This window comes from Streptomyces sp. NBC_01591, assembly GCF_035918155.1.
Lineage (GTDB): Bacteria > Actinomycetota > Actinomycetes > Streptomycetales > Streptomycetaceae > Streptomyces.
In genome coordinates, this window is record NZ_CP109327.1 from 4894685 (window position 1) to 4920503 (window position 25819).

General features: G+C 71.1%; 24 protein-coding genes. 11 read left to right on the forward strand and 13 right to left on the reverse strand.

Annotation, left to right across the window (positions count from 1 at the left end):
• Positions 1–5: 5 nt before the first annotated feature.
• Both OG978_RS22855 and OG978_RS22860 read right to left on the reverse strand, forming a co-directional pair.
• Entirely contained in the window at positions 6–419 is a 414-nt protein-coding gene (locus OG978_RS22855; protein ID WP_326767000.1) for a DUF6507 family protein, read from the reverse strand.
• 303 nt (positions 420–722) lie between these two features.
• On the reverse strand, positions 723–947 hold the full coding sequence (locus OG978_RS22860; RefSeq protein WP_326767001.1) for a hypothetical protein: 225 nt from the start codon (positions 945–947) through the stop codon (positions 723–725).
• A 244-nt stretch (positions 948–1191) separates the two neighbouring features.
• On the opposite strand from OG978_RS22860, the gene OG978_RS22865 reads away from it, so the two are divergent.
• Positions 1192–1575 (forward strand): cold-shock protein, encoded by a 384-nt coding sequence (locus OG978_RS22865; protein ID WP_072485776.1) that lies wholly within the window; start codon positions 1192–1194, stop codon positions 1573–1575.
• 31 nt (positions 1576–1606) lie between these two features.
• On the opposite strand, the gene OG978_RS22870 is transcribed toward OG978_RS22865, so the two are convergent.
• Genes OG978_RS22870 through OG978_RS22885 form a run of 4 tightly spaced genes read right to left on the reverse strand, consistent with a single transcriptional unit; the run spans position 1607 to position 5146 of the window.
• On the reverse strand, positions 1607–2476 hold the full coding sequence (locus OG978_RS22870; RefSeq protein ID WP_326767002.1) for a 1,4-dihydroxy-6-naphthoate synthase: 870 nt from the start codon (positions 2474–2476) through the stop codon (positions 1607–1609).
• The gene (locus OG978_RS22875; protein WP_326767003.1) at positions 2457–3161 is read right to left on the reverse strand and encodes a futalosine hydrolase; all 705 of its coding nucleotides are present in this window, start codon (positions 3159–3161) and stop codon (positions 2457–2459) included. Before OG978_RS22875 ends, OG978_RS22870 begins: the two co-directional genes overlap by 20 nt.
• 50 nt (positions 3162–3211) lie before the next feature.
• Entirely contained in the window at positions 3212–3691 is a 480-nt protein-coding gene (locus OG978_RS22880; RefSeq protein ID WP_326767004.1) for a DUF2771 domain-containing protein, read from the reverse strand.
• Positions 3692–3718: 27 nt separating this feature from the next.
• Positions 3719–5146 carry an MFS transporter gene (locus tag OG978_RS22885; RefSeq protein WP_326767005.1) on the reverse strand — a complete coding sequence of 476 codons (1428 nt, stop codon included), beginning with the start codon at positions 5144–5146 and terminating at the stop codon, positions 3719–3721.
• A gap of 434 nt (positions 5147–5580) precedes the next feature.
• Between OG978_RS22885 and OG978_RS22890 the strand changes: the two genes are divergently transcribed.
• The 4 genes from OG978_RS22890 to OG978_RS22905 all read left to right on the forward strand — a co-directional run bounded on the left by OG978_RS22890 (position 5581) and on the right by OG978_RS22905 (position 12185).
• Positions 5581–6516 carry a DUF3027 domain-containing protein gene (locus OG978_RS22890; protein ID WP_326767006.1) on the forward strand — a complete coding sequence of 312 codons (936 nt, stop codon included), beginning with the start codon at positions 5581–5583 and terminating at the stop codon, positions 6514–6516.
• Between the two features lie 450 nt (positions 6517–6966).
• Positions 6967–10179: a sacsin N-terminal ATP-binding-like domain-containing protein gene (locus OG978_RS22895; protein ID WP_326767007.1), complete on the forward strand. Its 3213-nt coding sequence runs from the start codon at positions 6967–6969 to the stop codon at positions 10177–10179.
• A gap of 190 nt (positions 10180–10369) precedes the next feature.
• A complete protein-coding gene (locus OG978_RS22900) occupies positions 10370–11257 on the forward strand; it encodes a DUF5707 domain-containing protein (RefSeq protein ID WP_326767008.1) in 888 nt (295 codons plus the stop codon).
• A 154-nt stretch (positions 11258–11411) separates the two neighbouring features.
• Positions 11412–12185 (forward strand): DUF5707 domain-containing protein, encoded by a 774-nt coding sequence (locus OG978_RS22905; RefSeq protein ID WP_326767009.1) that lies wholly within the window; start codon positions 11412–11414, stop codon positions 12183–12185.
• A 53-nt stretch (positions 12186–12238) separates the two neighbouring features.
• Here the strand turns inward: OG978_RS22905 and OG978_RS22910 are convergent, their stop codons facing one another.
• Together OG978_RS22910 and OG978_RS22915 are read right to left on the reverse strand one after the other, a co-directional pair.
• A complete protein-coding gene (locus tag OG978_RS22910; RefSeq protein ID WP_326767010.1) occupies positions 12239–14737 on the reverse strand; it encodes an HAD-IC family P-type ATPase in 2499 nt (832 codons plus the stop codon).
• 99 nt (positions 14738–14836) lie between these two features.
• The gene (locus OG978_RS22915) at positions 14837–15115 is read right to left on the reverse strand and encodes a DUF2530 domain-containing protein (protein ID WP_326767011.1); all 279 of its coding nucleotides are present in this window, start codon (positions 15113–15115) and stop codon (positions 14837–14839) included.
• A 189-nt stretch (positions 15116–15304) separates the two neighbouring features.
• On the opposite strand from OG978_RS22915, the gene OG978_RS22920 reads away from it, so the two are divergent.
• Positions 15305–16759 carry an NCS2 family permease gene (locus tag OG978_RS22920; protein ID WP_326767012.1) on the forward strand — a complete coding sequence of 485 codons (1455 nt, stop codon included), beginning with the start codon at positions 15305–15307 and terminating at the stop codon, positions 16757–16759.
• On the opposite strand, the gene OG978_RS22925 is transcribed toward OG978_RS22920, so the two are convergent.
• Positions 16752–16967: a ribbon-helix-helix protein, CopG family gene (locus OG978_RS22925; protein ID WP_072485765.1), complete on the reverse strand. Its 216-nt coding sequence runs from the start codon at positions 16965–16967 to the stop codon at positions 16752–16754. The genes OG978_RS22920 and OG978_RS22925 overlap by 8 nt on opposite strands.
• A gap of 145 nt (positions 16968–17112) precedes the next feature.
• Here OG978_RS22925 and OG978_RS22930 point away from each other — a divergent pair, with 145 nt between their 5' ends.
• The 3 genes from OG978_RS22930 (at position 17113) to thpR (ending at position 19588) form a co-directional block, all read left to right on the forward strand.
• Positions 17113–17553: a MarR family winged helix-turn-helix transcriptional regulator gene (locus OG978_RS22930; RefSeq protein ID WP_072485764.1), complete on the forward strand. Its 441-nt coding sequence runs from the start codon at positions 17113–17115 to the stop codon at positions 17551–17553.
• 95 nt (positions 17554–17648) lie between these two features.
• Positions 17649–19016 (forward strand): MFS transporter, encoded by a 1368-nt coding sequence (locus OG978_RS22935; protein ID WP_326767013.1) that lies wholly within the window; start codon positions 17649–17651, stop codon positions 19014–19016.
• The gene (gene thpR, locus OG978_RS22940) at positions 19013–19588 is read left to right on the forward strand and encodes an RNA 2',3'-cyclic phosphodiesterase (RefSeq protein WP_326767014.1); all 576 of its coding nucleotides are present in this window, start codon (positions 19013–19015) and stop codon (positions 19586–19588) included. Before OG978_RS22935 ends, thpR begins: the two co-directional genes overlap by 4 nt.
• 127 nt (positions 19589–19715) lie before the next feature.
• On the opposite strand, the gene OG978_RS22945 is transcribed toward thpR, so the two are convergent.
• Together OG978_RS22945 and OG978_RS22950 are read right to left on the reverse strand one after the other, a co-directional pair.
• The gene (locus OG978_RS22945) at positions 19716–20054 is read right to left on the reverse strand and encodes a hypothetical protein (protein WP_326767015.1); all 339 of its coding nucleotides are present in this window, start codon (positions 20052–20054) and stop codon (positions 19716–19718) included.
• A gap of 43 nt (positions 20055–20097) precedes the next feature.
• On the reverse strand, positions 20098–20877 hold the full coding sequence (locus tag OG978_RS22950) for an alpha/beta fold hydrolase (RefSeq protein ID WP_326767016.1): 780 nt from the start codon (positions 20875–20877) through the stop codon (positions 20098–20100).
• Between the two features lie 104 nt (positions 20878–20981).
• On the opposite strand from OG978_RS22950, the gene OG978_RS22955 reads away from it, so the two are divergent.
• Positions 20982–21509 (forward strand): PadR family transcriptional regulator, encoded by a 528-nt coding sequence (locus OG978_RS22955; protein ID WP_326767017.1) that lies wholly within the window; start codon positions 20982–20984, stop codon positions 21507–21509.
• A gap of 102 nt (positions 21510–21611) precedes the next feature.
• On the opposite strand, the gene OG978_RS22960 is transcribed toward OG978_RS22955, so the two are convergent.
• Together OG978_RS22960 and OG978_RS22965 are read right to left on the reverse strand one after the other, a co-directional pair.
• Complete coding sequence (locus OG978_RS22960; RefSeq protein WP_326767018.1) at positions 21612–22607, reverse strand: aldo/keto reductase; 996 nt, start codon at positions 22605–22607, stop codon at positions 21612–21614.
• A gap of 127 nt (positions 22608–22734) precedes the next feature.
• Positions 22735–24972, reverse strand: a complete 2238-nt coding sequence (locus OG978_RS22965) for an N-acetylmuramoyl-L-alanine amidase (RefSeq protein WP_442817846.1) — start codon at positions 24970–24972, stop codon at positions 22735–22737.
• 262 nt (positions 24973–25234) lie between these two features.
• Between OG978_RS22965 and OG978_RS22970 the strand changes: the two genes are divergently transcribed.
• Positions 25235–25738 carry a hypothetical protein gene (locus OG978_RS22970; protein ID WP_326767019.1) on the forward strand — a complete coding sequence of 168 codons (504 nt, stop codon included), beginning with the start codon at positions 25235–25237 and terminating at the stop codon, positions 25736–25738.
• Positions 25739–25819 lie beyond the last annotated feature (81 nt).

Here is a 25819-nt window from a genome sequence, read left to right on the forward strand (position 1 = left end):
GTCGGCTACTCCCCGCCCCGGTGGCCGGGCTTCTGCCCGACCGCCCTGATCTCGGCGGGAGTGGGGGCCTTCGCCGCGTCGCGCTGGGCCTGGGCGGCCATGGCCAGGTCGCCCTCGATGTACTCGGTGGTGGCCTTGACCGTTCCGTCCATCGACTTCTTCGTGCGGGCGGCCATGAACCTGATCCGGTGCTGGGTGTCCGAGATGAAGTTCGCCACCGCGGCGCCCACCGGTCCGGCGGGCGCCTCACCGCAGTACGGCCCGCTGATCGTCCCCGCGTGCAGCGCGGCGTCCTGCACGCTCTCGCCGTAGCCCCTGACGTCCTTGCTCAAGTCGTCGGCGGCCAGACCCACCAGCGACAGAATGGACTCCACTCCACTCGGCCTGATGTCCCACCCCGTCATGCCGTCCCCCTGCATCCCCCGGTGAATACGTTGTGTCAACTGCGCCCGGCAACACGCGTGCCACTGGCGACAGGAGCTTCATCTGTATCAAGGGGTTCATAGCAATGGCAACGCACTTCAAGCCAAACGCGTGTTGGATTGAACACGCAATGTGGTGTCGGAGTGCCGTGGCGACCGAGGCTCGCTGCCGGGTGAGCAGCTTGGACCCACCTTTTTCGTCTCCTGTCGCCGCTCCGCGAGGCGGCGGTGGGACGGCTGGGCGGCGCGGCTGGTGATGTTTGCGCCAGGGAAGAGAGGGTTGTGGGTGTCCGACCCGCGCTACCGCTTCGGCGAGCCCGCCCGGATCGAGCGGATCACGCCCGCCGCGGCGATCAGGAAGCCGACGCCCATCAGCATGCACAGCGACCAGGCGATGGACGGGAGCGGATGGGTGCCGAGGAAGAGGGGGGCCATGGTGGCCAGGGTGGACAGTGCGCCGACGAAGAAGACGATCGCGCCGATCCGGACCAGCCGGTCACCTGCGCCAGAAGGTGTAGTACTCACCCCGTCAGGGTAGTTCCCGGCAGCGGCGAACCGCCCAGCGGTCAACCCTGAGGCCGACCCCGCGGTCAACCTGCGGCGACCGGTTCGCGAAGCAAGCGCCGTTTCCGGACAGAGTCCGGATGACCAGGCTTGACTAGGGGTACTCCCCCTGGGGAGGCTGCTGCCAGCAGGGGAGCACCACCACTGGATAGCCTGACCTGCTGAGGCTTTGTTCCGGCATACGGGTTGAGATGGGGTGCGTGCTTTGCCGACTGGCAAGGTCAAGTGGTTCAACAGCGAGAAGGGCTTCGGTTTCCTCTCCCGCGACGACGGCGGCGACGTCTTCGTGCACTCCTCCGTGCTCCCCGACGGCGTCGATGCCCTCAAGCCGGGGCAGCGCGTCGAGTTCGGAGTCGTCGCAGGTCAGCGTGGAGACCAGGCGCTCTCGGTGGCGATCCTGGACCCGACCCCGTCCGTCGCGGCCGCGCAGCGCCGCAAGCCGGACGAGCTCGCGTCCATCGTGCAGGACCTGACCACCCTGCTGGAGAACATCACACCGATGCTGGAGCGCGGCCGGTACCCGGACAAGGCGGCCGGCAAGAAGATCGGCGGCCTGCTGCGCGCGGTCGCCGACCAGCTCGATGTCTGAATCCCGGGCGTAGCTCGGGTGAGCGCGTAGCTCAGACGAATGACAGTGCGTCGGGGCCGAGGGGCGGTACCAGCCCCTCGGCCGCCGCGCGCGTCAGCAGTCCGCGGATCGCCGCGTAGCCGTCCTCGCCGAGGTCGGCCGTGAACTCGTTGACGTACAGCCCGATGTGCTGGTCCGCCACGGCCGGGTCCATCTCCTGGGCGTGCTCCAGCACGTACGGCCGGGACGTCTCCGGGGCGTCCCACGCCATCCGTACCGAGGTGCGCACCGACTCGGCGAGCCGCTTCAGCGTGTCCGCGCCCAGCGACCGCTTGGCGATGATCGCGCCGAGCGGGATCGGCAGCCCGGTCGTCTCCTCCCAGTGCCGGCCCATGTCGGCGAGGTTGTGCAGCCCGTAGTTCTGGAACGTGAACCGGGCCTCGTGGATGACGAGACCGGCGTCCACCTTCCCGTCGCGCACGGCGGGCATGATCTCGTCGAACGGCATCACGACGATCTCGCCCACACCGCCCGGCACCACCTCGGCCGCCCAGAGGCGGAACAGCAGGTAGGCGGTGGAACGCTCACTCGGTACGGCGACGGTCCGGCCCGTCAGGTCCGTGTCCGCCCCCTCCCTCGTGAGGACGAGCGGGCCGCAGCCCCGGCCCAGCGCCCCGCCGCACGGCAGCAGCGCGTACTCGTCGAGCACCCAGGGCAGCACCGCGTACGAGACCTTGAGGACGTCGAACTCGCCGCGCTCGGCCATCCCGTTGGTGATGTCGATGTCGGCGAAGGTGACATCGAGGGCGGGCGCGCCGGGGACCCTTCCGTGCGCCCAGGCGTCGAAGACGAAGGTGTCGTTCGGGCACGGCGAGAAAGCGATCCGCAGCGGGTTCGACGGGTCAGGAGTCGTGTCGGTCATGGTGGGTCCAACCTTCCAGTACGGGTACGAGCTTCCCGAACGCCTCGGCGAGCGCGGCCAGCGCGTCGCCGATGCGCCAGGCGTCCCGGTCGCGCGGGCCCACGGCGTTCGAGACCGCCCTGATCTCCAGGACGGGCACGCCGACGCGCTCGGCGGCCTCCGCGACCCCGAAGCCCTCCATGGCCTCGGCGGCGGCCCGCGGGTGCGCGGCGAGCAGGGCGGCGGCGCGCTTGGCGGTGCCGGTCACGGTGGAGACGGTGAGGATGTCGCCGGTGACCGCGCCGGTGGCGGCGGCCACGTCCCGTACCAGCGACCGGGGAGGGAAATGCAGGACCCGGCCGAAGCCGAGCCCGGTGACCGGCACGAAGCCCGTCGCGGTCTCGGCGCCCAGATCCGCCGCGCCGATGCGGTCGGCCACCACCAGGGAGCCGACCGGTGCGACGCCGGCGAACCCGCCGCCGATGCCGGCCGAGATCACCAGGTCGTAGCGGTCCGAGGCCAGACCGAAGGCAGCCGAGGCCGCCGCGGCGCCCGGCCCCGCGCCGCCCGCCAGGACGTCGAAGGGGCCCGTGCGGTGGATCTCCGCGCCCGGAACCCAGTGCACCGGCGCTTCGGGAACGTCCCCGAACGCGCGTGTGACCGCGTCCCGTTCTGCTGGGACAGCGGTCACGACGAGCACACGCACGGGGGGAGCCTCCGAGGCCAGGAGGGGGTCAAGCGGGTGTCAGGAGGGCGTCAGGAGGACTTCTTCAGCTCGAAGTGCCAGACGCCGGTCAGCTGCTTGCCCTTGGTCTCCACGATGCTGATCTGCGTCTTGTCCGTGGTCTCGCCGGTCTGGCTGGAGAAGAACGCGCTGCCCGGGATGGACCGGTAGGTCTTCTTGTACGGCTCCTGCTCGGCCTGCTGACCGTTGATGAACAGGGTCCAGCCGTTGTCCGCGACCTCGGGGTCGACGCCGAAGCGGACCTTGTCGTCCATCGCGACCTCGACGGACTTCTCCGCCTTCTTGTTGAGGCAGCTCTGGTACTCGGACTTCTTGAGGGGCTCGCCGTCGTTGTAGCAGGCCGCCTCGGAGCTCACCGAGTTGCCGCCGACCGTTACGGTCGCGAGCGGCGTCGGCTTGTCGCAGGCGGAGAGGACAAGGAGTCCCGCGGACACGGCACCAAGAGCGACGCCGATTCGGCGGCCCTTACCGGAGAAGAACGCAACGGTCATGGGCCGAAGGCTATCGGTCGCTCCGGCTCATGCCACGCGGGGGTGCGGCGAGCCGCGTCGCGCGGCGCCCAGCAGACCCCGTACGGACGTTGCGGCGCCGAGGGCGAGGATGCCCGCGGCGACCGACATGCCCAGTACGCCGTTGAGGGGGAGGACGATGCCGATGCCGCCGCCGACCACCCAGGCCATCTGGAGCACGGTCTCGGAGCGGGCGAACGCGGAGGTGCGAACCTCTTCGGGTACGTCGCGCTGGATCATCGCGTCCAGCGAGAGCTTCGACAGGGCCAGCGTGAAACCCGCGGTGGCGCTGAGCGCGGCGACCATGACCGTGCTGAAGAAGAGCGCGGCGAGCACCGCGACCCCCAGGGCCAGGGCCAGCATCGAGACGACGATCACCTCGGGGCCGCGGGCCCGCAGCCAGGAGCCGACCGCCGTACCGGACGCGTTGCCCACGCCGGCCGCGACGCCGGCGATGCCGAGCGAGACGGCGGCGCTCTGCCCGGCGAGCGGATGCTCGCGCAGCAGGAACGCCAGGAAGAAGATCAGGAAGCCGGAGAGCGCACGGTGCGCGGCGTTGGCCTGGAGCCCGTTCAGCACGGACGGTCCCACGGACCGCAGACCGGGCCGCTTCTCGCCGTTCCGCTCCTTGCCCCGCCCGAACCGGGACCCCTTCTTCCCGTTCCCCTTCGTCCCGGGCGCGGGGGCCGCCACGCCGTGCGGCGGCACCAGCTGGGCCTTCCGCTCACCCTTCGAGGAGTCGACCTTGTGCGGCAGCGTGAAGGCGAGGACGGTCCCGCCGATGAAGATCACGCACGCGCCGTACAGCGGCCAGCCGGGCCCGATGGTCTGCAGCCCCGCCCCGATCGGGGCGGCGATTCCGGTCGCCAGGAGCCCGGCGAGCGTGACCCGGGAGTTCGCCTTCACCAGGGAGAAACGCGGCGGCAGCAGACGCGGCACGACCGCGCTGCGCACGACTCCGTACGCCTTCGAGCAGACCAGGACGCCCAGCGCGGCCGGATACAGCTCCAGGCCACCAGTGGCGACCGCGCCCGACATGGTGAGTGCGAGCACCGCGCGGGCCAGCATCGCACCAGCCATCGCGGCACGCCGGCCGTGCGGCAGCCGGTCCAGGAGCGGGCCGATCACGGGTGCTAGGAGCGTGAAGGGCGCCATGGTGACGGCGAGGTAGAGGGCGACGCGGCCACGGGCCTCGTCCGTCGGCACGGAGAAGAACACCGTCGAGGCGAGCGCGATCGTGATCATCACGTCGCCCGCGCCGTTCACGGCATGCAGTTCGATCAGTTTGCCGAGCCCGGACTCCCCGGCGCCATGGGCGTGCGTCGCCTTCCGGATTCCCTTGGCGGTGCCGGTGAACGGCATGTGGAGGGCATGACCGATTGCCCGGCCCGTCCTCCGGAGCGGGCCGGATTCCTCGTGCGACCTGGCGGAAGTCACCTCGTCATAGTGCCCCAGCCGCCGTGGCGGCGAACCAGCATCGGCGCGGGGCACAGCGCACTCCGCCCTGTCGGGCCAGTGGTTCACCGCTGTCGGGCGGGGCGGACCCGGCCCGGGGCCGTGGCCGAATGTGAGAGCCCGAGGGCGGTCTTTGCAGGGGACACGACACCGGATACGGCTTTGTTTGGGACGGGCAGGTGGGCGGGGGGCGGCGGAGAGGGTAGCGTGCGTAGCGCGCCACCGGCGGTTGTTCTCGGCCGCGCGCCTCTCGGCGATCCCGCAGAATGGGTTGCAGAAGGTGTGCCCGAGGCAGGCAGCAACGGGTGTGGACGTCGACGCGGCCCTCAGGTCCGCTCCGCCCGCATCCGTCATGGCCGAAACCGATGGATGTGCTGGCGCGCTCGTGAGACTGGCGTAGGAGAGAAGCGAGACCTGTGAGTGCTGCGACGACGCGAAGCCGTACGGCCCGTACCCCTGTTCCCGACCGTCTGTGCGCCGAGGCGGTAGACCTGGCCCGCGCGGCGGCCGAGGAGGCAGCCGCGCCGGGGATCGTCGGCGAGCATGTGGCCGTGGTCTCCGAGGGGGACCGGGTCGTCACGCACTTCTTCGAGTGCCAGGAGCCCGGCTACCGGGGCTGGCGCTGGGCGGTGACCGTCGCCCGCGCCTCCCGCGCGAAGTACGTCACCCTCGACGAGGCGGTGCTGCTGCCCGGCAGCGACGCGCTGCTCGCCCCGGAGTGGGTGCCGTGGAGCGAGCGGCTGCGCCCCGGTGACATGGGGCCCGGCGATCTGCTGCCCACCGAGGCGGACGACATCCGCCTGGAGCCCGGCTACACCGGCGAGGACGAGCCGCCGCCGAACTCCGCGGTCTCCGAGATGTCGCAGGAGATGGCCGACCTCGTCGATGCGGAGGACGCGGAGCTGACGACGCGCCCCGCGACGACCAGCCGGGGCTCGATCGCGGCGGTCGCGGACGAGCTCGGCATGCGGCGGGCGCGGGTGCTGTCCCGGTACGGGCTGCATGCGGCGGCCGACCGGTGGGACGAGGCGTTCGGCGCGAAGACGCCGATGGCCCAGGCGGCCCCGGCCTCGTGCGTCACCTGCGCCTTCCTGGTGCCACTGGCGGGTTCGCTGAGGCAGGCGTTCGGGGTGTGCGCGAACGAGTTCGGCCCGGCGGACGGGCATGTCGTGTCGCTGTCGTACGGGTGCGGTGGGCATTCGGAGGCGGCGGTGATGCCGAAGCCGCCGAAGCCGGCGCCGCATGCGCTGGACACGGTGCAGGCGGACGAGTATCCGTTGCGGCCGGCCCGGGACTCCGGCTCGGTCCCGGCGGAGCCGGATGAGCCTACGGAGGACCTCGGCCACTCGTAGGCGGTGGCCGGGGCGGTGTGGCTTCGCTCGGGGTGCGGGTTGCTCCGGTGGACCGGTTCCGTCTTCAAGCGCCGGACGGGCTTGAGCGGGATGCCGGGCGCCCCTGGCGAACCGCTTTGCCCTCAAGCGCCGGACGGGCTTGATTTTGCCGCCCGTCCGGGGATTTTCTGCGGGTTCGGGGACTTCCCGTCCGTCCGGGCAATCCGGGTCGGCCCGGCAACCCCAGCCCGTCCGGCGATTGAGGACGGAACCCTTGCTGCGGAGGGCGGTGCGGCAACCCTCCGGCCCAGAGGCGGGGCCAGGCGCGGAGCCGCGCGCGGAGCCAAGGGCTCGAACTGGCCGAAGCGCTGTTCGGCGGCCCCCGTCCGGCGCGAGGACCCGGTACCTTCGGGCGCACACTTGGCGGCACGGGCAGTGCGTAACCGGAAAGAGCGGAGTCAGAGCGTGAGCATGAATGCGACCGAGGGGGCCGATCCATTCGGGACCGCACGGCTGCGGCGCGGTGTGCTCGACGCCTGGGGCGCCGGCCCCGCCAGGTTCCGCGAGGACGCCAACGCCGAGGAGGACCTCGCGCTCGGCGGCTACCGCGACCGCCTCGTCGTCGAGCTGGCCCAGAACGCCGCCGACGCCGCCGCCCGCGCCCAGGTCCCCGGCCGCCTCCGCCTCACCCTGCACCCGGCGGCCCCGGACACCCCTGCGGTCCTCGCCGCCGCCAACACCGGCGCGCCCCTCGATGCCACCGGCGTGGAGTCGCTCTCCACCCTGCGCGCCTCCGCCAAGCGCGAGGGGCACGAAGGAGCCGTCGGCAGGTTCGGCGTCGGGTTCGCCGCCGTGCTCGCGGTGAGTGACGAGCCCGCCGTCGTCGGCCGGCACGGCGGCGTCCGCTGGTCCCTCGCCGAGGCCCGCGACCTCGCCGCGCGCACGGCCGTCGCCAGTCCCGGCCTCGGCGACGAACTGCGCCGCCGCGACGGCCACGTACCCCTGCTCCGGCTCCCGCTGCCCGCCGAGGGCACCGCACCCGACGGGTACGACACCGTCGTCGTCCTCCCGCTGCGCGACGGCGGCGCCGAGGACCTCGTGGCCCGGCTGCTCGACGCGGTCGACGACGCCCTGCTCCTCACCCTGCGCGGCCTCGACGAGATCGTGATCGAGACCCCGGACACCGTACGGACGCTGCGCCGCTCCGAGCACGGCCCGTACACCCACGTCGAGGACTCCGCGCACGGCACGAACCGCTGGCGCACCGTCACCCACCACGGCGCCGTCGAACCGGAGCTGCTCTCCGACCGGCCCCGCGAGGAGCGGCTGCGTCCGCACTGGTCGGTCACCTGGGCGGTCCCGGTGGACGCGGAGGGCGCCCCGGTGCGCCCCCGTACCCTCCCCGTCGTCCACGCGCCGACCCCCACCGACGAACCCCTCGGCATCCCCGCGCTGCTCATCGCCTCGCTGCCGCTCGACACCGCCCGCCGCCACTTCGCGCCGGGACCGCTCACCGACTTCCTGGTGCAGCGCGCCGCCGACGCGTACGCCGAACTGCTCGCGGGCTGGCGGCCGGTGTCCGTCGACACCATCGACCTCGTACCGGGACCGCTCGGCAAGGGCGAACTGGACGGCGTGCTGCGCGGCGCGATCCTGGACCGGCTGCCGCGCGTCGCGTTCCTGGCCCCTGCGGCCCCCCGCGACACCACCGCCGAGGCGGACCGGTGGGACACCTGGGACGTGCAGGCGGACGGCCTCCCCCAGGCGGCCACCACGGCGCTGCGGCCCATCGAGGCCGAGGTGCTGGAAGGCGTCGGCGCCGAGACGGTACGGGTGCTCGCCGAGGTCCTGCCGTGTCTGCTGCCCGCCGGACTGGAGCGCCGCAGCGAACTGCGTACGCTCCGGATCGCCCGGGTCCCGCTGACCGAGGCGATCGACCGGCTCGCCGGTCTGGAACGCGACCCCGGCTGGTGGCGGCGGCTGTACGACAGCCTGTCCGGCATCGACCCGGACCGCCTCTCCGGCCTGCCCGTACCGCTGGCCGGGACACCGGAGACCGCGGACTCCGCGACCGGGACCCCGGCCGCGCCCCGCACCACCATCGGCCCCCGCCAGGTCCTTCTCCCGCTCCCCGACGCAGCTGCCGGACCGGTGCTGGAACGCCTCGCCCGGCTCGGGCTGAAGGTCGCCCACCCGGACGCCGCCCATCCGCTGCTGGAGAAGCTGGGCGCCCTGCCCGCCACCCCGCGAGCCGTGCTCACGACCCCGCAGGTGCGGGCCGCCGTCGCAGGGTCGCTGGACGCGGGCGAGATCTGGGACGAGGACGCGCTGGACGGCGACGAGCTCGCCGAGACCGTCCTCACCCTCGTACGGGACGCCGAACTGGCACCCGGCGACGAGCCCTGGCTCGGTGCGCTCGCCCTCCCCGACGAGGACGGCGAACCGGCTCCCGCCGGTGAACTCGTGCTGCCCGCGAGCCCGTTCGCGGCCATCATGCGGGAGGGTGAACTGGCCCTCTGCGACCAGGAGCTGGCCGACCGCTGGGGCGAGCAGCCGCTCACCGCCTGCGGAGTGCTCGCCACCTTCGCCCTCGTACGGACCACCGATGTCGTGCTGGACCCGGACGAACTGGAGCCGCGCGAGGGCGACTTCGCCGAGCCCGACGACGCCGGTCTGCTGGACGCCGTGGACGTGTGGTGCGAGGACATCCTCGACCAGCTGCCCGACACCCCCGTGCCGCCGGTCGCCACCGAGATCGTCGCCGTCCGCGATCTGGACCTGGTCGACGACGACGCCTGGCCGCAGGCGCTCGCCATGCTCGCCCGGCCGCCGCTGCGCGACGCGCTGACCCAGCCGGTGCGGGTGCTGCTGCCGGACGGCACCACGCAGTCGGTGCGCCCGTACACGGCCTGGTGGCTGCGCGACCACCCGGTGCTCGACGGCCGCCGCCCCGCCGGGCTGCGGGCCGCGGGCGGCGACCCCCGGCTGGCCGGGCTGTACGACTCCGCCGACGCGACCGGCTTCGACGACGCGCAGGTGCTGCGCGCCCTCGGCGTACGGACCTCCGTGGCCGCCCTGCTCGACGAGCCGGGCGGCGCCGCCGAACTCCTCGGCCGGCTCGCGGACGAGGACCGCCCGGTCGGCCCCGTACAACTGCACTCCCTGTACACGGCCCTGGCCGATCTCGACCCGGAACAGGTCACGCTGCCGGACGAACTGCGGGCCGTGGTCGACGGCGAGGTGCGGGTCGTCGACGCGGCGGACGCCGTGATCGCGGACGCCCCCGATCTGCTGCCGCTCACCGACGGGCTCCCGCTGCTCCCGGTCGCCCCGACGCGCGCGGCGGACCTGGCCGAGCTGTTCCAGGTGCGCCGGCTCGGCGAGAGCGTCGAGGCGAAGGTGTCGACGGAGGGCGAGGAGCATCGAGTGCCGGACGCGGTACGGGTCCTGCTCGGCGCCGGAACTCCGGACGCGTACGTCGAGCACGGCGAACTGCGCGCGGGCGGCGTCGAACTGGACTGGCGCCGCACCCCCGACGGCACGGTCCACGCCGCCACGCTGGAGGGCGTCGCGGCGGGCCTGGCCTGGGCGGCGGGGCAGTGGCCGCGCCGCTTCGAGGTCGCGGCACTGCTGGAGGACCCGTCCCGCACGGAGGAACTGGCCCGGGACCGCTGGTTCGACTGACGGGCGGTCACGGCGATCGCGGGCGGTCACGGGCACCGGCGGAGGGATCTTCGCAAGAAGTTCATCTCGGGGTACAACCCTTCACATGTGTTGCGGGTCTGGTTTCTCGAGTCAGCAGACTCACAGTCCGAACTAGCCCCGCCCGTGGCGCATCACGTGCCCGCGGGGCCTTTCTCCACTGGGGAAACACATGCGTATTCGTGCCACCGTGGCCGCCGTTTCCGGCGCCCTGGCCCTGTCTGCTCTGGCTGTCCCGGCCGCCCACGCGGGCGACCACTCCGTCCCGAACCTGAACAAGCCGACGTCGGGTGCCGAGGTCTTCGGCACCGCCGCCGCCCGGGGCGCCTCGAAGGCCGCCGCGGCCACCGCCGCCGACGCGTCGGAACCCGTCATCTCCAAGGTCGTCGTCAACGGCGGCAAGGACATCGTCCTGGGCACCACCGCCTTGAAGACGATCTCCATCTCGGTCACCGCCTCGCACGCGTCCGGTGTCGTCGACGCCTACGCCGACCTGTGGCACGGCACCGACCCGTCGTCGGAGGACACCATCGACGGCGCGATCCTGCCGAACGAGGACGTGTCGACGTGCACCAAGGTCAGCGCGACGACCTCGACCTGCAAGCTGACGTTCACGATCGACCCGCGCTACGACCTGTACAAGAACTCCCTGGCCGGCACCTGGCACGTCTCCGCGGGCGCGCTCGCCGGTAACCAGACCGACATCGCCTACACCGACTTCTACAGCACCGCCCGGGTGCAGCGGCTGTCGAAGCTGACGGTCAACGCCTCGCCGGAGCCGGTCAAGAAGGGCGGGACGATCACGGTCACCGGGAAGCTGTCTCGGGCGAACTGGGAGGACCACGCGTACCACGGCTACGCGACGCAGTCGGTGAAGCTCCAGTTCCGCAAGAAGACCAGCTCCACGTACACCACGGTCAAGACGATCAAGACGAACAGCACCGGGAACCTGAAGACCACGGTCACGGCCTCGGTCGACGGCTACTGGCGCTACAGCTTCGCCGGTACGTCCACCACCCCGGCCGTCACCACCGCCGGTGACTTCGTCGACGTGCGCTAGTCCGCCGACGTGAAGTAGTCCCACCCGGCCACACCTGTGGTCACCCGTGGCCACCCGTGAGCAGCGGGATCCCTCCGCGAGGGGTCCCGCTGCTCACGCATCCGTCCTGTGCATCCTCATCCGGCCCCCAAGGCCTTTCTCCACGGAGAGAACCATGCGCATACGTGCCACTGTCGCCGCAGCCTCCGGCGCCCTGGTCCTGTCCGCCCTCGCCGTTCCGGCGGCGCACGCGGCAACGGCCGACCCCGTCATCTCCAAGATCACCATCAATGGCGGCAAGAACACCGTCCTGGGGACGACCGCGCCGAGGACCATCACCGTCTCGGTCACCGCCTCGCACGCCTCCGGCATCGAAACCGGCTGGCTGATCCTGTGGCACGGCAAGGACCAGGAAGAGGGCATGGACGGCGCCCTGCTGCCGAACGAGGACGAGGCCACCTGCAAGGCCGCCAGCGCGACCACCAGCACCTGCTCCTTCACCATCACCGTCGACCCCAGGGTCGACCTGCCGAAGAACGTGCTGGCGGGCTCCTGGCACGTGCTCGCGGGCGCGGAGGCCAAGGACGGCTCCAGCTACTACTCCGACTTCGCCTCCACGGCGAAGGTCCAGCGCTACTCGAAGCTGACGGTCAACGCCTCGCCGGAGCCGGTCAAGAAGGGCGGGACGATCACGGTCACCGGGAAGCTGTCTCGGGCGAACTGGGAGGACCACGCGTACCACGGCTACGCGACGCAGTCGGTGAAGCTCCAGTTCCGCAAGAAGACCAGCTCCACGTACACCACGGTCAAGACGATCAAGACGAACAGCACCGGGAACCTGAAGACCACGGTCACGGCCTCGGTCGACGGCTACTGGCGCTACAGCTTCGCCGGTACGTCCACCACCCCGGCCGTCACCACCGCCGGTGACTTCGTCGACGTGAAGTAACGACGTCCGGTACGGGGGGCGGGGGACCGCCCCCCGTACCGGGAAGCGTCGGCCTACACCGGGAAGCGTCGGCCGACCAGCCGCCAGGCGTACTCCAGGCCGGCCGACGCCACCACCGCGATGGCCACCGCGGCCCACGGCATCGTCGTCCCGACCAGCTTCAGCGCGAAGAACTCCTGGAGCCACGGCACCACCAGCACGATCAGGAACGCCAGCCCCATCGTCGCCACCAGTGCGACCCGCCACCAGGTGTACGGGCGGGCGATGATCGCCAGCACCCACATCGAGACCAGGAACAGCGTGAGCGTGGCCGCGCTGGTCTCCGCGTCGAGGGCGCCCGGACCGGAGTAGTGGTGCCGGGCGAGCAGATACGTCGCGAAGGTGGCGACGGCCGCGATGACGCCCGACGGGATCGCGTACCGCATGACCCGGCGCACGAAGTGCGGATGGGCGCGTTCCTTGTTGGGGGCGAGGGCCAGGAAGAACGCCGGGACGCCGATCGTCAGCGTCGACAGCAGGGTCAGATGGCGCGGCAGGAACGGGTAGTCGACCTGTGTGCAGACCACCAGGACCGCCAGCAGCACCGAGTAGACGGTCTTGGTCAGGAACAGGGTGGCGACCCGGGTGATGTTGCCGATCACCCGGCGGCCCTCGGCGACGACGGACGGCAGCGTCGCGAAGCTGTTGTTCAGCAGCACGATCTGGGCGACGGCCCGGGTCGCCTCGGAGCCCGAACCCATGGAGACGCCGATGTCGGCGTCCTTCAGCGCCAGTACGTCGTTGACGCCGTCGCCGGTCATGGCGACGGTGTGGCCGCGGGACTGGAGGGCGGCGACCATGTCGCGCTTCTGCTGGGGGGTGACCCGGCCGAAGACCGCGTTCTCCTCCATGGCCGTGGCCATCTCGTCCGGGTCGGTGGGCAGCCGGCGCGCGTCCAGGGTGTGCTCGGCGCCCGGCAGGCCCAGCTTTCCGGCGACCGCGCCGACGGAGACCGCGTTGTCGCCGGAGATGACCTTCGTGGCGACCCGCTGGTCGGCGAAGTAGGACAGGGTCTCCCCGGCGTCGGGCCGCAGCCGCTGCTCCAGGACGACCAGCGCGCTCGGTACGGCTCCGGCCGCGATGTCCGGCCCGTCGAGCGCGCCCTCGGCGCGGGCCAGCAGCAGCACCCGCAGCCCCTGCTCGTTGAGCTGCTCGATCTCGGTGAGCGCCGGGTCCTGCTCGGGCAGCAGCACATCGGGGGCGCCGAGCAGCCAGGACGACTCCCGGCCGCCGCCCTCGTCGAACGCGGCGCCGCTGTACTTGCGGGCGGAGGAGAACGGCAGCGTCTGCGTGCACCGCCACTTCTCCCCGTCCGGGTAGGCGTCGACGATGGCCTGGAGGCTGGCGTTGGGCCGCGGGTCGGACGAGCCGAGGGCGCCCAGCACGCCGCGTATGTACGTGTCGTCCGCACCGCCCAGCGTCCGCACCTCGGTGACGTCCATGCCGCCCTCGGTGAGGGTGCCGGTCTTGTCCAGGCAGACGACGTCGACCCGGGCCAGCCCCTCGATGGCGGGGAGCTCCTGCACCAGGCACTGCTTGCGGCCGAGCCGTACGACCCCGATCGCGAAGGCGACCGAGGTGAGCAGCACCAGGCCCTCGGGGATCATCGGGACGATGCCGCCGACGGTCCGGGCGACCGACTCCTTGAAGTCGTTGTCCTTGACGACGAGCTGGCTGATGATGAGGCCGATCGCGGTCGGCACCATCATCCAGGTGACGTACTTGAGGATCGTGGAGATGCCGGTGCGCAGCTCGGACTGGACGAGGGTGAAGCGGGACGCCTCCTCGGCGAGCTGGGCGGCGTAGGCCTCGCGGCCGACCTTGGTGGCGGTGAAGGCGCCGCCGCCCGCGACGACGAAGCTGCCGGACATCACCGGGTCGCCGGGCTGTTTCAGCACCGGGTCGGCCTCGCCGGTGAGCAGCGACTCGTCGATCTCCAGGCTGTCGGCCTCGGCGACCGTGCCGTCCACGACGGCCTTGTCGCCGGGGCCCAGCTCGACGAGGTCGCCGAGGACGATCTCGGAGGTGGAGATCTCGGCCGAGACCCCGTCCCGCCGCACCGTGGGTTTCGCCTCGCCGATGACCGCGAGGCTGTCCAGGGTCTTCTTGGCCCGCCACTCCTGGATGATGCCGATGCCGGTGTTGGCGATGATCACGAAGCCGAAGAGGCTGTCCTGGATCGGCGCGACGAACAGCATGATCAGCCAGAGCACGCCGATGATCAGGTTGAACCGGGTGAAGACGTTGGCCCGGACGATCTCGCGGATGGAGCGGGACGAGCGGACGGGTACGTCGTTGACCTCACCGCGGGCGATCCGCTCGGCCACCTCGGCAGCGGTCAGCCCGCGTGGGTTCACGGCCGGTGCGGGCAGTCTCACCGGGTGGACCGGGTCGAGCTCGGCCCCGGCGTCGATCATGGCCGAACCGGGGGAGCCGGTGGAGTCGATGGAGCTGGTGGAACCGGTTGCTTCGGGGGTCTGCTCACCGAAGGAATGGGGTGCCCGCTGCGTCATGGTTTCGACGGTACGGGTGGATGCTCCGGTTCACCCACTGAGGGGTCCGAAGATCAGACCGGGGGAGGAGGGGAACGTGAAGGGAATGGTCCTGAGGTGCTACGAGGACTCGGTGCCGGCCGACACCGCGGCCTCGGCGGCCGCCCGCTTGATCGCGGCGTCGCGCCCCCGCACGTACCAGATGCCGATCAGGCCGAGCCCCGCACCGGCCAGACAGGTCCACACCCACCACAGGTGCCCGTGGTCGTCGAACCAGCCGTAGAACGGGATCTGGACCAGGAAGAGGACGAACCAGAGGATCGTGCCGCCGGTGATGGTGGCGACGACGGGCCCCTCCAGGGGCTCGGGTGCCTCGTGCTTCGGTGTCCACTTCGCCATGACCTCAGTGTATGGGGCCCCCTGCGCAGGGGCTCCTCGGTCCAGGCGGCCCAAGGGTCTACGCGCGGAGATAGCGATCTTCGCCTTATGTATTCATACTGAATCTGCTTACGGCTGGCTCGAATTATTCGTGTAAAAGTCCAAAGCTGACCACTTTCATTCCCCCTCTACGCACGACTGAGGTCATACATGTCCCCCTCGGCCACCGCTCCGGTCGATGCCAAGCAGCCCGCGGCTCCCCAGCCGCAAGGTGGCCTGGATCGTTTCTTCAAGATCTCCGAGCGGGGGTCGTCGGTCGCACGCGAGATCCGCGGCGGATTCGCCACGTTCTTCGCGATGGCGTACATCATCGTGCTGAACCCGATCATTCTCGGCAGCGCCAAGGACATGTACGGCCATCAGCTCGACGGTGGCCAGCTGGTCACCGCCACCGTGCTGACCGCCGCGTTCTCCACGTTGCTGATGGGCGTCATCGGAAACGTGCCGATCGCGCTGGCCGCCGGTCTCGGCGTCAACACCGTGGTGGCCCTCCAGCTCGCTCCCCGGATGAGCTGGGCGGACGCGATGGGCATGGTCGTCCTCGCGGGCATCGTGGTGATGCTGCTGGTCGCGACCGGTCTGCGGGAACGCGTGATGAACGCCGTGCCGATGTCGCTCCGCAAGGGCATCGCGATCGGCATCGGCCTCTTCATCCTGCTGATCGGCCTGGTCGACTCGGGCTTCGTCTCCCGCGTCCCGGACGCCGCGCACACCACCGTGCCGCTCCAGCTCGGCGGCGACGGCCACCTCAACGGCTGGCCGGTCCTGGTCTTCGTCATCGGCGCGCTGCTCACCCTCGCGCTGATCGTCCGCAAGGTGCCGGGCGCGATCCTGATCTCCATCGTCGCGATGACGGCCGTCGCGCTGATCATCGACGCCGTCGCCGATCTGCCGGCCGGGGCGTGGGGCCTGACCGTCCCGCAGTGGCCGGGCAATCCTGTCGCCACGCCCGACTTCGGGCTGGTCGGTCAGGTCAGTCTGTTCGGCGGCTTCAGCAAGGTGGGCGTGCTCACCGGCATCCTGTTCGTCTTCACCGTGCTGCTGTCCTGCTTCTTCGACGCGATGGGCACCATCCTCGGCGTCGGCGACGAGGCGAAGCTGACGGACAAGGACGGCAACTTCCCCGGCATCAACAAGGTGCTGTTCGTGGACGGCATCGCGGTCGCCGCGGGCGGTGCGAGCTCCGCCTCCGCGGGCACCTGCTTCGTGGAGTCCACTGCGGGTGTCGGCGAGGGCGCCCGCACCGGCTTCGCGAGCATCGTGACGGGTCTGCTGTTCACGGTGGCGCTGTTCCTGACACCGCTGGCGACCATGGTCCCCTCGCAGGCGGCCACCCCCGCGCTGCTGGCGGTGGGCTTCCTGATCATCTCGGGCTCGGTGCGGGACATCGACTGGAGCGACTACACGCTCGCCATCCCGGCCTTCCTCGCCATGGTGATGATGCCGTTCACGTACTCGATCACCAACGGCATCGGAATCGGCTTCATCGCCTTCTCCGTGCTGCGGGTGGCGGCCGGGCGCTGGCGCGAGGTGCCAGCGGCCATGTACGTGGTGTCGTTGGTCTTCGTCTTCTACTACGCGATGCCGGCCCTCGGCCTCACGTGACCTCTTCGGCCCTGATCCCCGCGGTCCCTTCCGGGCCGTAGAACCTCTCCGTCTCGTCGACGGCCGCCTTGAAGCGCTCGTCGAAGTCATCGCGAATGAGCGTCCGGACCACATAGTCCTGGACGCTCATTCCGCGTTTGGCGGCATGCTGCCGGAGCCGGTCGAGCAGCTCACCGTCTATCCGCAGGCTGAGCACAGTCGATCCCATGGCAAGCAGGGTTACGGTCCAGTGCGTCGTTTCGTGTCACTTTCCGGAGCCGACTCACTCGTTCGGGTGACCGATTGGGTGAAGTGCCTCTCGCGCGTGTAACACGAATGGTCTTTAGGGCGACTAATGAGTTACGCTAATAAACATGCCTGACCTGATCCACGACGGCGACAGTGCGGCCGCCGTGAGCTCCCTTCGCTCCGCCGTGATGCTGCTCAGCCGGCGCCTCAAGCACCAGCGTGTCGACGAGTCGCTGAGCCCCACCGAGATGTCGGTGCTCGGCACGCTCGCCAGGTGCGGCTCGGCCACGCCGGGCGAGCTGGCCCGCAAGGAGCATGTGCAGCCTCCGTCGATGACCCGCATCGTCGCGCTGCTGGAAGCGAAGGGGCTGGTCAGACTGGAACCGCACCCCGATGACCGTCGCCAGAAGGTGGTCAGCCAGACCGAGCAGGCGGAAGCCATGCTCGAAGAGAGCCGCTCCAAGCGGAACGCCTGGCTGACCGCCCTCGCCGAGGGCCTGGACGAGGACGAGTGGGAGACGCTCCGCAAGGCGGCGCCCGTGCTGGAGAAGCTCGCCCACCTGTAGCGGGGCAGGCCGCGCCGGACCACAGCCGGCGCACCGCCCGTACCGCCGCACCCCGTCGGTCAGCGAAACGTATACGCCCGAGGAGGCGAACCCTTTTGAGTACGGGATCCGGAGCAGACTCCGCCCCCGCACCGACTTCCACCCACGAGAGCAAGCCCGGCGGGACCTTCTCGTCGCTGAAGATCCGTAACTACCGCCTGTTCGCCACGGGCGCCGTGATCTCCAACACCGGTACCTGGATGTCCCGCATCACGCAGGACTGGCTCGTCCTGAGCCTCACCGGGTCCGCCGCCGCCGTCGGCATCACCACGGCCCTCCAGTTCCTCCCCATGCTTCTGTTCGGCCTCTACGGCGGTGTCATCGCGGACCGCCTCCCGAAGCGGAAGCTCCTTCTCTTCAGCCAGGCGGCGCTCGGCCTGTGCGGGATCGCCCTCGCGGTGCTCACGCTCTCCGGTGTCGTGCAGGTGTGGCACGTCTACCTCATCGCGTTCCTGCTCGGCATGGTGACGGTGGTCGACAACCCGGCCCGCCAGTCGTTCGTGTCCGAGATGGTCGGACCCGCCCAGCTGCGCAACGCGGTCAGCCTCAACTCGGCGAACTTCCAGTCCGCCCGGCTCATCGGCCCGGCCGTCGCCGGTGTCCTGATCACCACGGTCGGCAGCGGCTGGGCCTTCATGTTCAACGGCCTGTCGTTCCTCGCCCCGCTCGTCGGCCTGCTGATGATGCGTACGAGCGAACTGCACAAGGCCGTCGTCGTACCGCGCGCCAAGGGACAGCTGAGGGAGGGCCTGCGCTACGTCTCCGGCCACCCCGAGCTGATCTGGCCGATCGTCCTGGTCGGCTTCGTCGGCACGTTCGGGTTCAACTTCCCGATCTGGCTCACGGCCTTCGCGGACGAGATCTTCCACGGCGGCGCCGGGATGTACTCGTTCTTCAACATCCTCATGGCGGCCGGCTCCCTCGCCGGTGCCCTGCTCGCCGCCCGCCGCCGCTCCTCCCGGCTGCGGATGCTGGTGGCCGCGGGCACGGCGTTCGGTCTGCTGGAGATCATCGCGTCCCTGTCGCCGTCCGTCTGGCTCTTCTCGATCCTGCTGGTCCCGATCGGCATGATCGGCCTGACGACCAACATCAGCGCGAACACGAGCGTCCAGATGGCCGCCGACCCGGCCATGCGCGGCCGGGTCATGAGCCTCTACATGATGGTCTTCGCCGGTGGTACGCCGGTGGGCGCCCCGATCGTCGGCTGGATCAGCGACGCCTACGGGGTCCGTACGGGCATGGCCGTCGGCGGCGCGTTCTCGCTGGTGGCCGCGCTCGGCGTCGGCCTGATGCTGGCCCGCGTCGGCGGCCTGCGCCTCCGCGTCGACCTGCGACCGGGCCGCCCGCACGTCCGGTTCGTCCCACGGGAGGAGCTGGCCACGGCGGCCGAGACGCGCCGGTACGGTGCGACACTCGGCGCATGAGCCGTCTCAGACTCTTCGTTGCCGTGCTGCCGCCCGCCCCCGCCGTCGAGGAACTGCGCCGCGCCGTCGCCCCACTGCACGCGCTTCCCGAGGCCGAGGGTCTTCGCTGGACCGGTGTGCCCGGCTGGCACTTCACGCTCGCCTTCCTCGGGCCCGTGGACGAGGAACTGCTGCCCGAACTGGAGGAGCGCCTCGCGCGGGCCGCCCGCCGCACCGACCCCTTCCCGCTGCGCATCCACGGCGTCGGCCGGTTCGGCGGGCGGGCGCTCTGGGTCGGGGCCGCGGGCGCGATCGACACGCTGCGGCTCCTCGCCGAGCGCGCCGACGCCGCCGCCCGCCGCACCGGCATCCCGATGGACGAGCACCGCCGCTACCACCCGCACCTCACCCTCGCCCGCAGCCGCCGCGCCGAGGTCGACCTGCGGCCCTGCGTCGAGGCGCTCGGGAGCTTCGAGGGAACCGGCTGGGAGGTGGGCGAGATGGCCCTCGTACGCAGCAATCTGCCGGACTCGGGGGTGCCGGGCGAGCAGCCCAGGTACGAGGTGGTCGCATCCTGGTCGCTGGGGCACTGAGGGCGGCGGTTACTCTCGGAGGGTGGATCCGAAGACCAGAAACCGCATCATGGCGGCCGTGCTCGTGCTGATGTTCGTCGTCGTCGCCGTGGCGGCCGCCGCCGGGGCGTGATCCGGCCGACCTCCGTCAGCGTCCGTGCCGCAGTCGGCGGATCCGGCGACGAAGGCCCCGCAGCGGCCGGCGCGCGGTCTCCCGCCGACGGCGTACGCCCTCCCCGGCAGGCGGCACCGGCCGCCATGCGCCATCCGGCGACAGGACCGGGACCTGGCGTTCCGCCTGTGCCCTGATCTCGTGGTACGCCTGGTGGGCGGTGCCCTGGTAGGCCTCGTTGTAGGAGGCCAGGGCCGCGCTCAGGGCCGAGCCCGCGACGCCGCGACGCCGGGCGACGATCGCCAGCCAGGTGAAGAAGCCCATCACGGCGGCCGGCGCGGTGACGATCACGAGCGGCGGAACGAGTTCACCCATGGCATGAGGGCAAGAGCGCCCGCCCCGGCCGCGCACCCCCTCCTCATCGGACGGCGAGGGCCCGCGCGGTCTCCCCGGCGAACGCCTCCGGGTTGTCCAGCATGATGTTGTGCCCGCACTCCGGGACCGCCACGACCCGTACCCCGTGTTCGACGAGCGTCTCCTCGCCGGGCAGCGGCCCGTCGCCCTGCGGCCGCAAGAAGGTGCGCGGAATCTTCAGCTCCAGCAGCAGTTCGCGCATCGTCGGCGTCGTCCCCCGGGCGAGCTGCACCGCGCTGCGGTGCAGCGCCTCGCGGCCCGCCAGGCGCATGGTCGCCCACCAGTGCGGCCCCACCCGGTCGCGCACCTCTGACCAGCCGTGCGACAGGAACTCCTCCTCCGAGTACGCCGCGATGCCGCTGCTGCCCGGCCGGGCGGGGTCGGGGGCGATCGGGTCCAGATTGGCGTCGACCAGCACCAGCCGGGCCACCAGGCGCGGATGGCGCGCCGCGAGCACGATGGCCACCGCGCCGCCCATGCTGTGCGCGATCACGTCCGTGTCGTACGCGCCGGCCGCCTCCAGCGCCGCCGCCACCGCGTCGGCGTGCTCCTCCAGCGTGTAGCCGAGCTCCGTGGGGCGGTCACTGATCCCGAAGCCGAGCAGGTCCATGAGCAGCGACCGGTTGCCGGCCAGCAGGGGATGGACGGCGCTCGTGGTGAAGTACGGGCCGGACGAGGCCCCGAGCCCGTGCAGATAGACCCGGGTACGGGTACTGCCGGGCCGGCCGGGAAGCTCCACCCACCTGATGCGCGCGCCGTCGGCGGTCACCTGTGCGTTGTGCATGTCGTCCTCCTCGCCATCGCCCTGGCCATCGCCAAGCATCGGGACGACTATACATCGGCGTCGATGTATAAGGTCGTCGGAGAGGAGTCGGGGAGGATACGCACATGCTGGAACTGGCCATCCTTGGATTTCTGTACGAGCAACCGCTGCACGGCTACGAGCTGAAGCGCCGGGTCGCCCACCTCACCGGACACGTCCGCCCCATCGCGGACGGCACGCTGTACCCGGCGATCAAGCGCCTGGAGCGCGCCGGATGGCTGGAGCGCCGCACCGAACCCGGCAGCAGGGCCGCCCCCCGCCACACCCTCACCCTGACCGGCCCGGGACGCGAGGAGTTGCGGCGACGCCTGCGGGAGGCCGACGAGGTGGACATCAGCGACGAGAACCGCTGGTTCACCGTCCTCGCCTTCCTGCGCCATCTGCCGTCCCCGGCCGAGCAGGCGGACGTGCTGCGGCGGCGGCTCGCGTTCCTGGAGGAGCCGAGCAGCTTCTTCTACGAGGGGGAGCGGCCGCTCGGCGCCGAGTCGTTCGACGACCCGTTCCGGCGGGGGCTGCTGAGGATCGCCCGCGCGACCAGCGAGGCGGAGCTGAGCTGGCTCGGCCAGATGCTGAAGGAACTGGACGCGCCCTGAAACGGGTACGGAAACGGGCCGCCGCCGCCCTCGCCCCCGACGGGGACGAGGCAGCGACGGCCCGGCGGTCCGGCGGTCCGGCGGTCCGTCAGACGGTCGGCCTCACCAGGCGAACGCCTCCGGCGAAGGCCCCGGACCCGGGAAGATCTCGTCCAGCGACGCCAGCAGCTCCGCGGAGAGATCGAGCTCCAGCGCCCGCAGCGCCGAGTCCAGCTGCTCCTGATTGCGCGGTCCGACGATCGGCCCCGTCACCCCCGGCCGGGTGAGCAGCCAGGCCAGGCCGACCTCGCCCGGCTCCAGGCCGTGCTCGTCGAGCAGGTCCTCGTACGCCTGGATCTTCTCGCGCTGTGCCGCGTCCTTCAGCGCGTCCGCGCTGCGGCCGGAGGCCGAGCGCCCGGCCGTGCCCGCGCGCTCCTTCTTCAGCACACCGCCCAGCAGCCCGCCGTGCAGCGGGGACCACGGGATGACGCCGAGGCCGTAGTCCTGCGCGGCCGGGATGACCTCCATCTCGGCGCGGCGCTCCATCAGGTTGTAGATGCACTGCTCGCTGACCAGGCCCAGCGAGCCCCGCCGCGTGGCCAGTTCATTGGCCTGGGCGATCTTGTAACCGGCGAAGTTCGACGAGCCCGCGTAGAGGATCTTGCCCTGCTGCACCAGGACGTCGATCGCCTGCCAGATCTCCTCGAAGGGGGTGTTCCGGTCGACGTGGTGGAACTGGTAGAGGTCGATGTAGTCCGTCTGGAGCCGCTTCAGCGAGGCGTCGACGGAGCGCCGGATGTTCACGGCGGAGAGCTTGTCGTGGTTGGGCCAGGCCTCGCCGTCGGTGCCCATGTTCCCGTACATCTTGGTGGCCAGGACCACCTTGTCGCGCCGTTCGCCGCCCTTGGCGAACCAGGTGCCGATGATCTCCTCGGTGCGGCCCTTGTTCTCGGCCCAGCCGTACACATTCGCGGTGTCGAAGAAGTTCAGACCCGTGTCCAGCGCCGCGTCCATGATGGCGTGGCTGTCCACCTCGTTGGTCTGCGGGCCGAAGTTCATGGTGCCGAGGACGAGGCGGCTGACCTTGAGTCCGGTGCGTCCGAGCTGCGTGTACTCCATGGCGCCAAGCCAACGCCTTCGAGTCCGCTCGAAGCAAGGGTGACGGGAACGCGGCTGCCCCCGGCGGAGTAGCGGAGTGCCGGGGGCAGTGCGTCATGCGAATGCGGATGAGGATGCGGAACGGCGGTTACTTCAGGTACACGATGCCGTCGGTGGTGACCGTCGGCCGGCCCGATGTGGCGACGACGACGATCTTGACGGTGTGCTTGGCACTGGACGACCAGCTCTTCGTCCACAGCGCGTCGCGGTACTTGGTGGTGCTGGACTTCAGGTCCACCGTGGACACCTTCACCCCGTCCACGTAGACGTACATCTGGCCGGAGGTGGTGGCCCGGGAGGCCACCAGGGCGACCGAGCGGCCGGTGAACGTCCAGCTCAGACTGGCACCCTTCGACGAGCTGGAGTACGACTTGCCGCCGAGGTAGCTGGACGAGGACCGCGTCGTCCAGGTGCCGCTCTTCGTCGCCGAGCTCTCCTGCACGATGACCGGCGTTCCGGCGACCGACGCGGTGGCGGTGTTGCCCGCCTGGTCGTACGCCTTCATGGACCAGGTGGTCGCCACGCCGGACTTGGCGGTGTGCGAGGCGCTGGTGGTCGTCGGGCCGTAGGTCTTGGCGACCGGTGCGGTGAGCCGGACCTCCTTCAGCGAAGCGGAGTCGGTGGCCTTCCACTTCAGGGTGACCGGGACGGCCGTGGTGTTCACCGTGCCGGTGCGCAGGGCCAGGTTCGGCTTGGTGGAGAACGTGGGCGCCGTCTGCTCGGCGACCACGGTGGCCGCCGCGGACGTGGTGACCTTGCCCGACTGGTGGGTGGCGCGGACCTGGACCTGGTGGGAGCCGATGGCGAGGGTGGCCGGCGCGGAGGTGGCGGTGCCCGCGGTGGTGGCGACGGACTTGCCGTCGACCAGCAGCTCGTACTTGGAGACGAACGCGCTCGGCGTGCTCGCCGACCAGCCCACGGTGACCGCGGACTTCGTGTAGTACGTCGTGCCCGAGCGCCCGGCGCCGGTCACCGACTTGACGGTCAGCCCGGTGACGGGGCCCGCGGCGAGGTCGCGGATCGACTTCAGCTGCCCGTACAGCATGTTGCCGGGGCACTGGGTGTTGAAGCCGTCACGGTGCCCGGAGATCTGGCTGAAGGAGTACTTCGTACCGGAGGTGAACGCCTTTCCGAAGTAGTTGCTGCCGGTGGCGCCCGCGGTGAGCAGGGTGCTGCCCGCCGGGTCGCCCTCGTACTGGCCGAGCTTCCACGCGGCGATCCGGGCCACCGACGTGGTCACCGCACCGGGCGCGGTCGAGTCCGTGTACGTGCCGATGACCGCGATACCGGTCGACTCCCGGTTGAAGCCGTAGGTGTGCGCGCCGAACACCGGCCGGTCCACACCGCCCTTGCGGCCCTCGAAGATCGTCCCGCACTTGTCGACCAGGAAGTTGTAGCCGATGTCCTTCCACTGCTGGCTCTTGACGTGGTACGCGTACAGGCTGCGTACGACCGCCGCGGAGTCGGCGCACGAGTAGGTGTTGCTCCCGGCGGTGTGGTGGACGAAGACGGCCTTGATGCCGTCCAGGTACTCCGGCGCCTCCGGGCTGATCGACTCGTCGGCGCCCCAGCCGGCCCGCGAGGTGATCGGCGGCTTCGGCACGGTCGACGGCGGCGCGGGCGGCAGGGTCTCGGCCGGGGAGGAGCTCGGCGAGGCCGAGGGGCTCGGGCTCGCCGGGGGAGTGGGCTCCTCGGTGGCCGGCTCGGACGGGGCCGGTGACGCCGGTTCGGACGGCGTGGGCTCGACGGGCGGTTCCGTGCCGTCGCCCGGCGTGGCCGCAGGTTCGGACGGGGTCGGGTCCGCCGGGTCGGTGGTGGGCGTGGCCGACGGGTCCTCAGCGGGCAGATCGGCCGCGAAGGCGGCCGGTTCCGCGGCGGGCGTGCTGCCCCGGCCCGGGTCCACGGTGTCCAGCCGCAGCCCCGCGGGCAGCTTCGTGGAGACCTTGCCGCCCGCGTTGATCCGTACCTCCACACCGTTGGAGGGGCCCACCCAGCGGGGCTCGGTGCTTCCCCGTACGCCGGACCGGCCGGCCTCCGTACGCCCGTCCGCGTCGGTTTCGAGCGGCACCCAGGACGTCCAGTTCCCGCTGGTGGCGGACTTGGTCCGTACCTCGACGGCGCCGGTGACCTTGGCCGCCGGGTCGGTCCAGGTGATGCCCAGCATGCTGAACGGTGCGGTGTCCCGCTTGCCGAGAACGGCGGACGTGCCGTCACCGCCGACCTTCAGCGAGGTGGCGCGCACATCGGCCTTCGTGGGGCCGGACTTGGCGTCGGTGTTCACCGAGGAGTTGCCCGTCACCCCCTCGAAGACCAGGACACCGGTCACGGCCGACGTAGCCACGGCGGCCGTGATCCAGATTCTTCGTTTCGAGATGGTGTGCTTCGTGATTCTGCGCTTCGATCTCAAGTCGTACCCCAAGGATCGTCTTCGATGTTCGTTTCATGAACCGCTGCGACAGGCGAAAGCACAGGTCACACGTGACCGGTGGGGGGTACGAGTGCTACCGCGCGCATACAGCGGACGCACAGCTTCCCATGCCCGTGTGACGGCCCGGCACCGCCCCCTGCCGACGCGTAGCCTGGGTTCCGTGAATTCCGTACCGCGTGTTCTGGCCGTACTCGACGAGCTGCTCCGCGACGCGACCCGTGACGAACGCGGGGCGCTGTGGCAACTGGCGGAGCAGGGCCGGGAGTTGGATGCCAACCTGGTACGCCTGCCGCCCGGTGGCGAGGTCGGTGCGCACCAGGAGGACGTACTGGACGTCCTCCTGGTCGTCGTCGCGGGCAACGGCCGGATCGACGCGGGGGACGGTTCGCTGGAGTTGACCCCCACCACCGTCGCCTGGCTTCCCCGCACCTCCCGCCGCGCCCTCGCCGCCGGCCCGGACGGCCTCACCTACCTGACCGTCCACCGCCGCCGCCCCGGCCTGACCATCAAGTCCGCGGCCGCCCCGGCCGCCCCCGCCCTGTCGTACGAGGGTGGCGAGACCCCCTGCATGCTGGACCGGGTCTGCCCGGAGTGCGGCCGGCTCTCGCAGGACCCGGAGCCGGTGTTCTGCAGCCGGTGCGGGGAGCGGTTCGACGGAGGGTGAGCGCGGGCGGCCGAGGGGGTCTACGCGCCGCCGCCCGTTCCATCAGCGCGTTGCGGGCGGCGCTGCAGGGTGCGGTAACCG

What these genes read in the sequence shown, in the direction of transcription:
- OG978_RS22920 (WP_326767012.1), top strand. Translation starts at nt 15,305, where the DNA reads ATGTCCCCCTCGGCCACCGCTCCGGTCGATGCCAAGCAGCCCGCGGCT.
- OG978_RS22945 (WP_326767015.1), bottom strand. Translation starts at nt 20,054, where the DNA reads ATGGGTGAACTCGTTCCGCCGCTCGTGATCGTCACCGCGCCGGCCGCC.
- OG978_RS22925 (WP_072485765.1), bottom strand. Translation starts at nt 16,967, where the DNA reads ATGGGATCGACTGTGCTCAGCCTGCGGATAGACGGTGAGCTGCTCGAC.
- OG978_RS22950 (WP_326767016.1), bottom strand. Translation starts at nt 20,877, where the DNA reads ATGCACAACGCACAGGTGACCGCCGACGGCGCGCGCATCAGGTGGGTG.
- OG978_RS22900 (WP_326767008.1), top strand. Translation starts at nt 10,370, where the DNA reads ATGCGTATTCGTGCCACCGTGGCCGCCGTTTCCGGCGCCCTGGCCCTG.
- OG978_RS22915 (WP_326767011.1), bottom strand. Translation starts at nt 15,115, where the DNA reads ATGGCGAAGTGGACACCGAAGCACGAGGCACCCGAGCCCCTGGAGGGG.
- OG978_RS22955 (WP_326767017.1), top strand. Translation starts at nt 20,982, where the DNA reads ATGCTGGAACTGGCCATCCTTGGATTTCTGTACGAGCAACCGCTGCAC.
- OG978_RS22930 (WP_072485764.1), top strand. Translation starts at nt 17,113, where the DNA reads ATGCCTGACCTGATCCACGACGGCGACAGTGCGGCCGCCGTGAGCTCC.
- OG978_RS22960 (WP_326767018.1), bottom strand. Translation starts at nt 22,607, where the DNA reads ATGGAGTACACGCAGCTCGGACGCACCGGACTCAAGGTCAGCCGCCTC.
- OG978_RS22870 (WP_326767002.1), bottom strand. Translation starts at nt 2,476, where the DNA reads ATGACCGACACGACTCCTGACCCGTCGAACCCGCTGCGGATCGCTTTC.
- OG978_RS22880 (WP_326767004.1), bottom strand. Translation starts at nt 3,691, where the DNA reads ATGACCGTTGCGTTCTTCTCCGGTAAGGGCCGCCGAATCGGCGTCGCT.
- OG978_RS22855 (WP_326767000.1), bottom strand. Translation starts at nt 419, where the DNA reads ATGCAGGGGGACGGCATGACGGGGTGGGACATCAGGCCGAGTGGAGTG.
- OG978_RS22905 (WP_326767009.1), top strand. Translation starts at nt 11,412, where the DNA reads ATGCGCATACGTGCCACTGTCGCCGCAGCCTCCGGCGCCCTGGTCCTG.
- OG978_RS22895 (WP_326767007.1), top strand. Translation starts at nt 6,967, where the DNA reads ATGAATGCGACCGAGGGGGCCGATCCATTCGGGACCGCACGGCTGCGG.
- OG978_RS22910 (WP_326767010.1), bottom strand. Translation starts at nt 14,737, where the DNA reads ATGACGCAGCGGGCACCCCATTCCTTCGGTGAGCAGACCCCCGAAGCA.
- thpR (WP_326767014.1), top strand. Translation starts at nt 19,013, where the DNA reads ATGAGCCGTCTCAGACTCTTCGTTGCCGTGCTGCCGCCCGCCCCCGCC.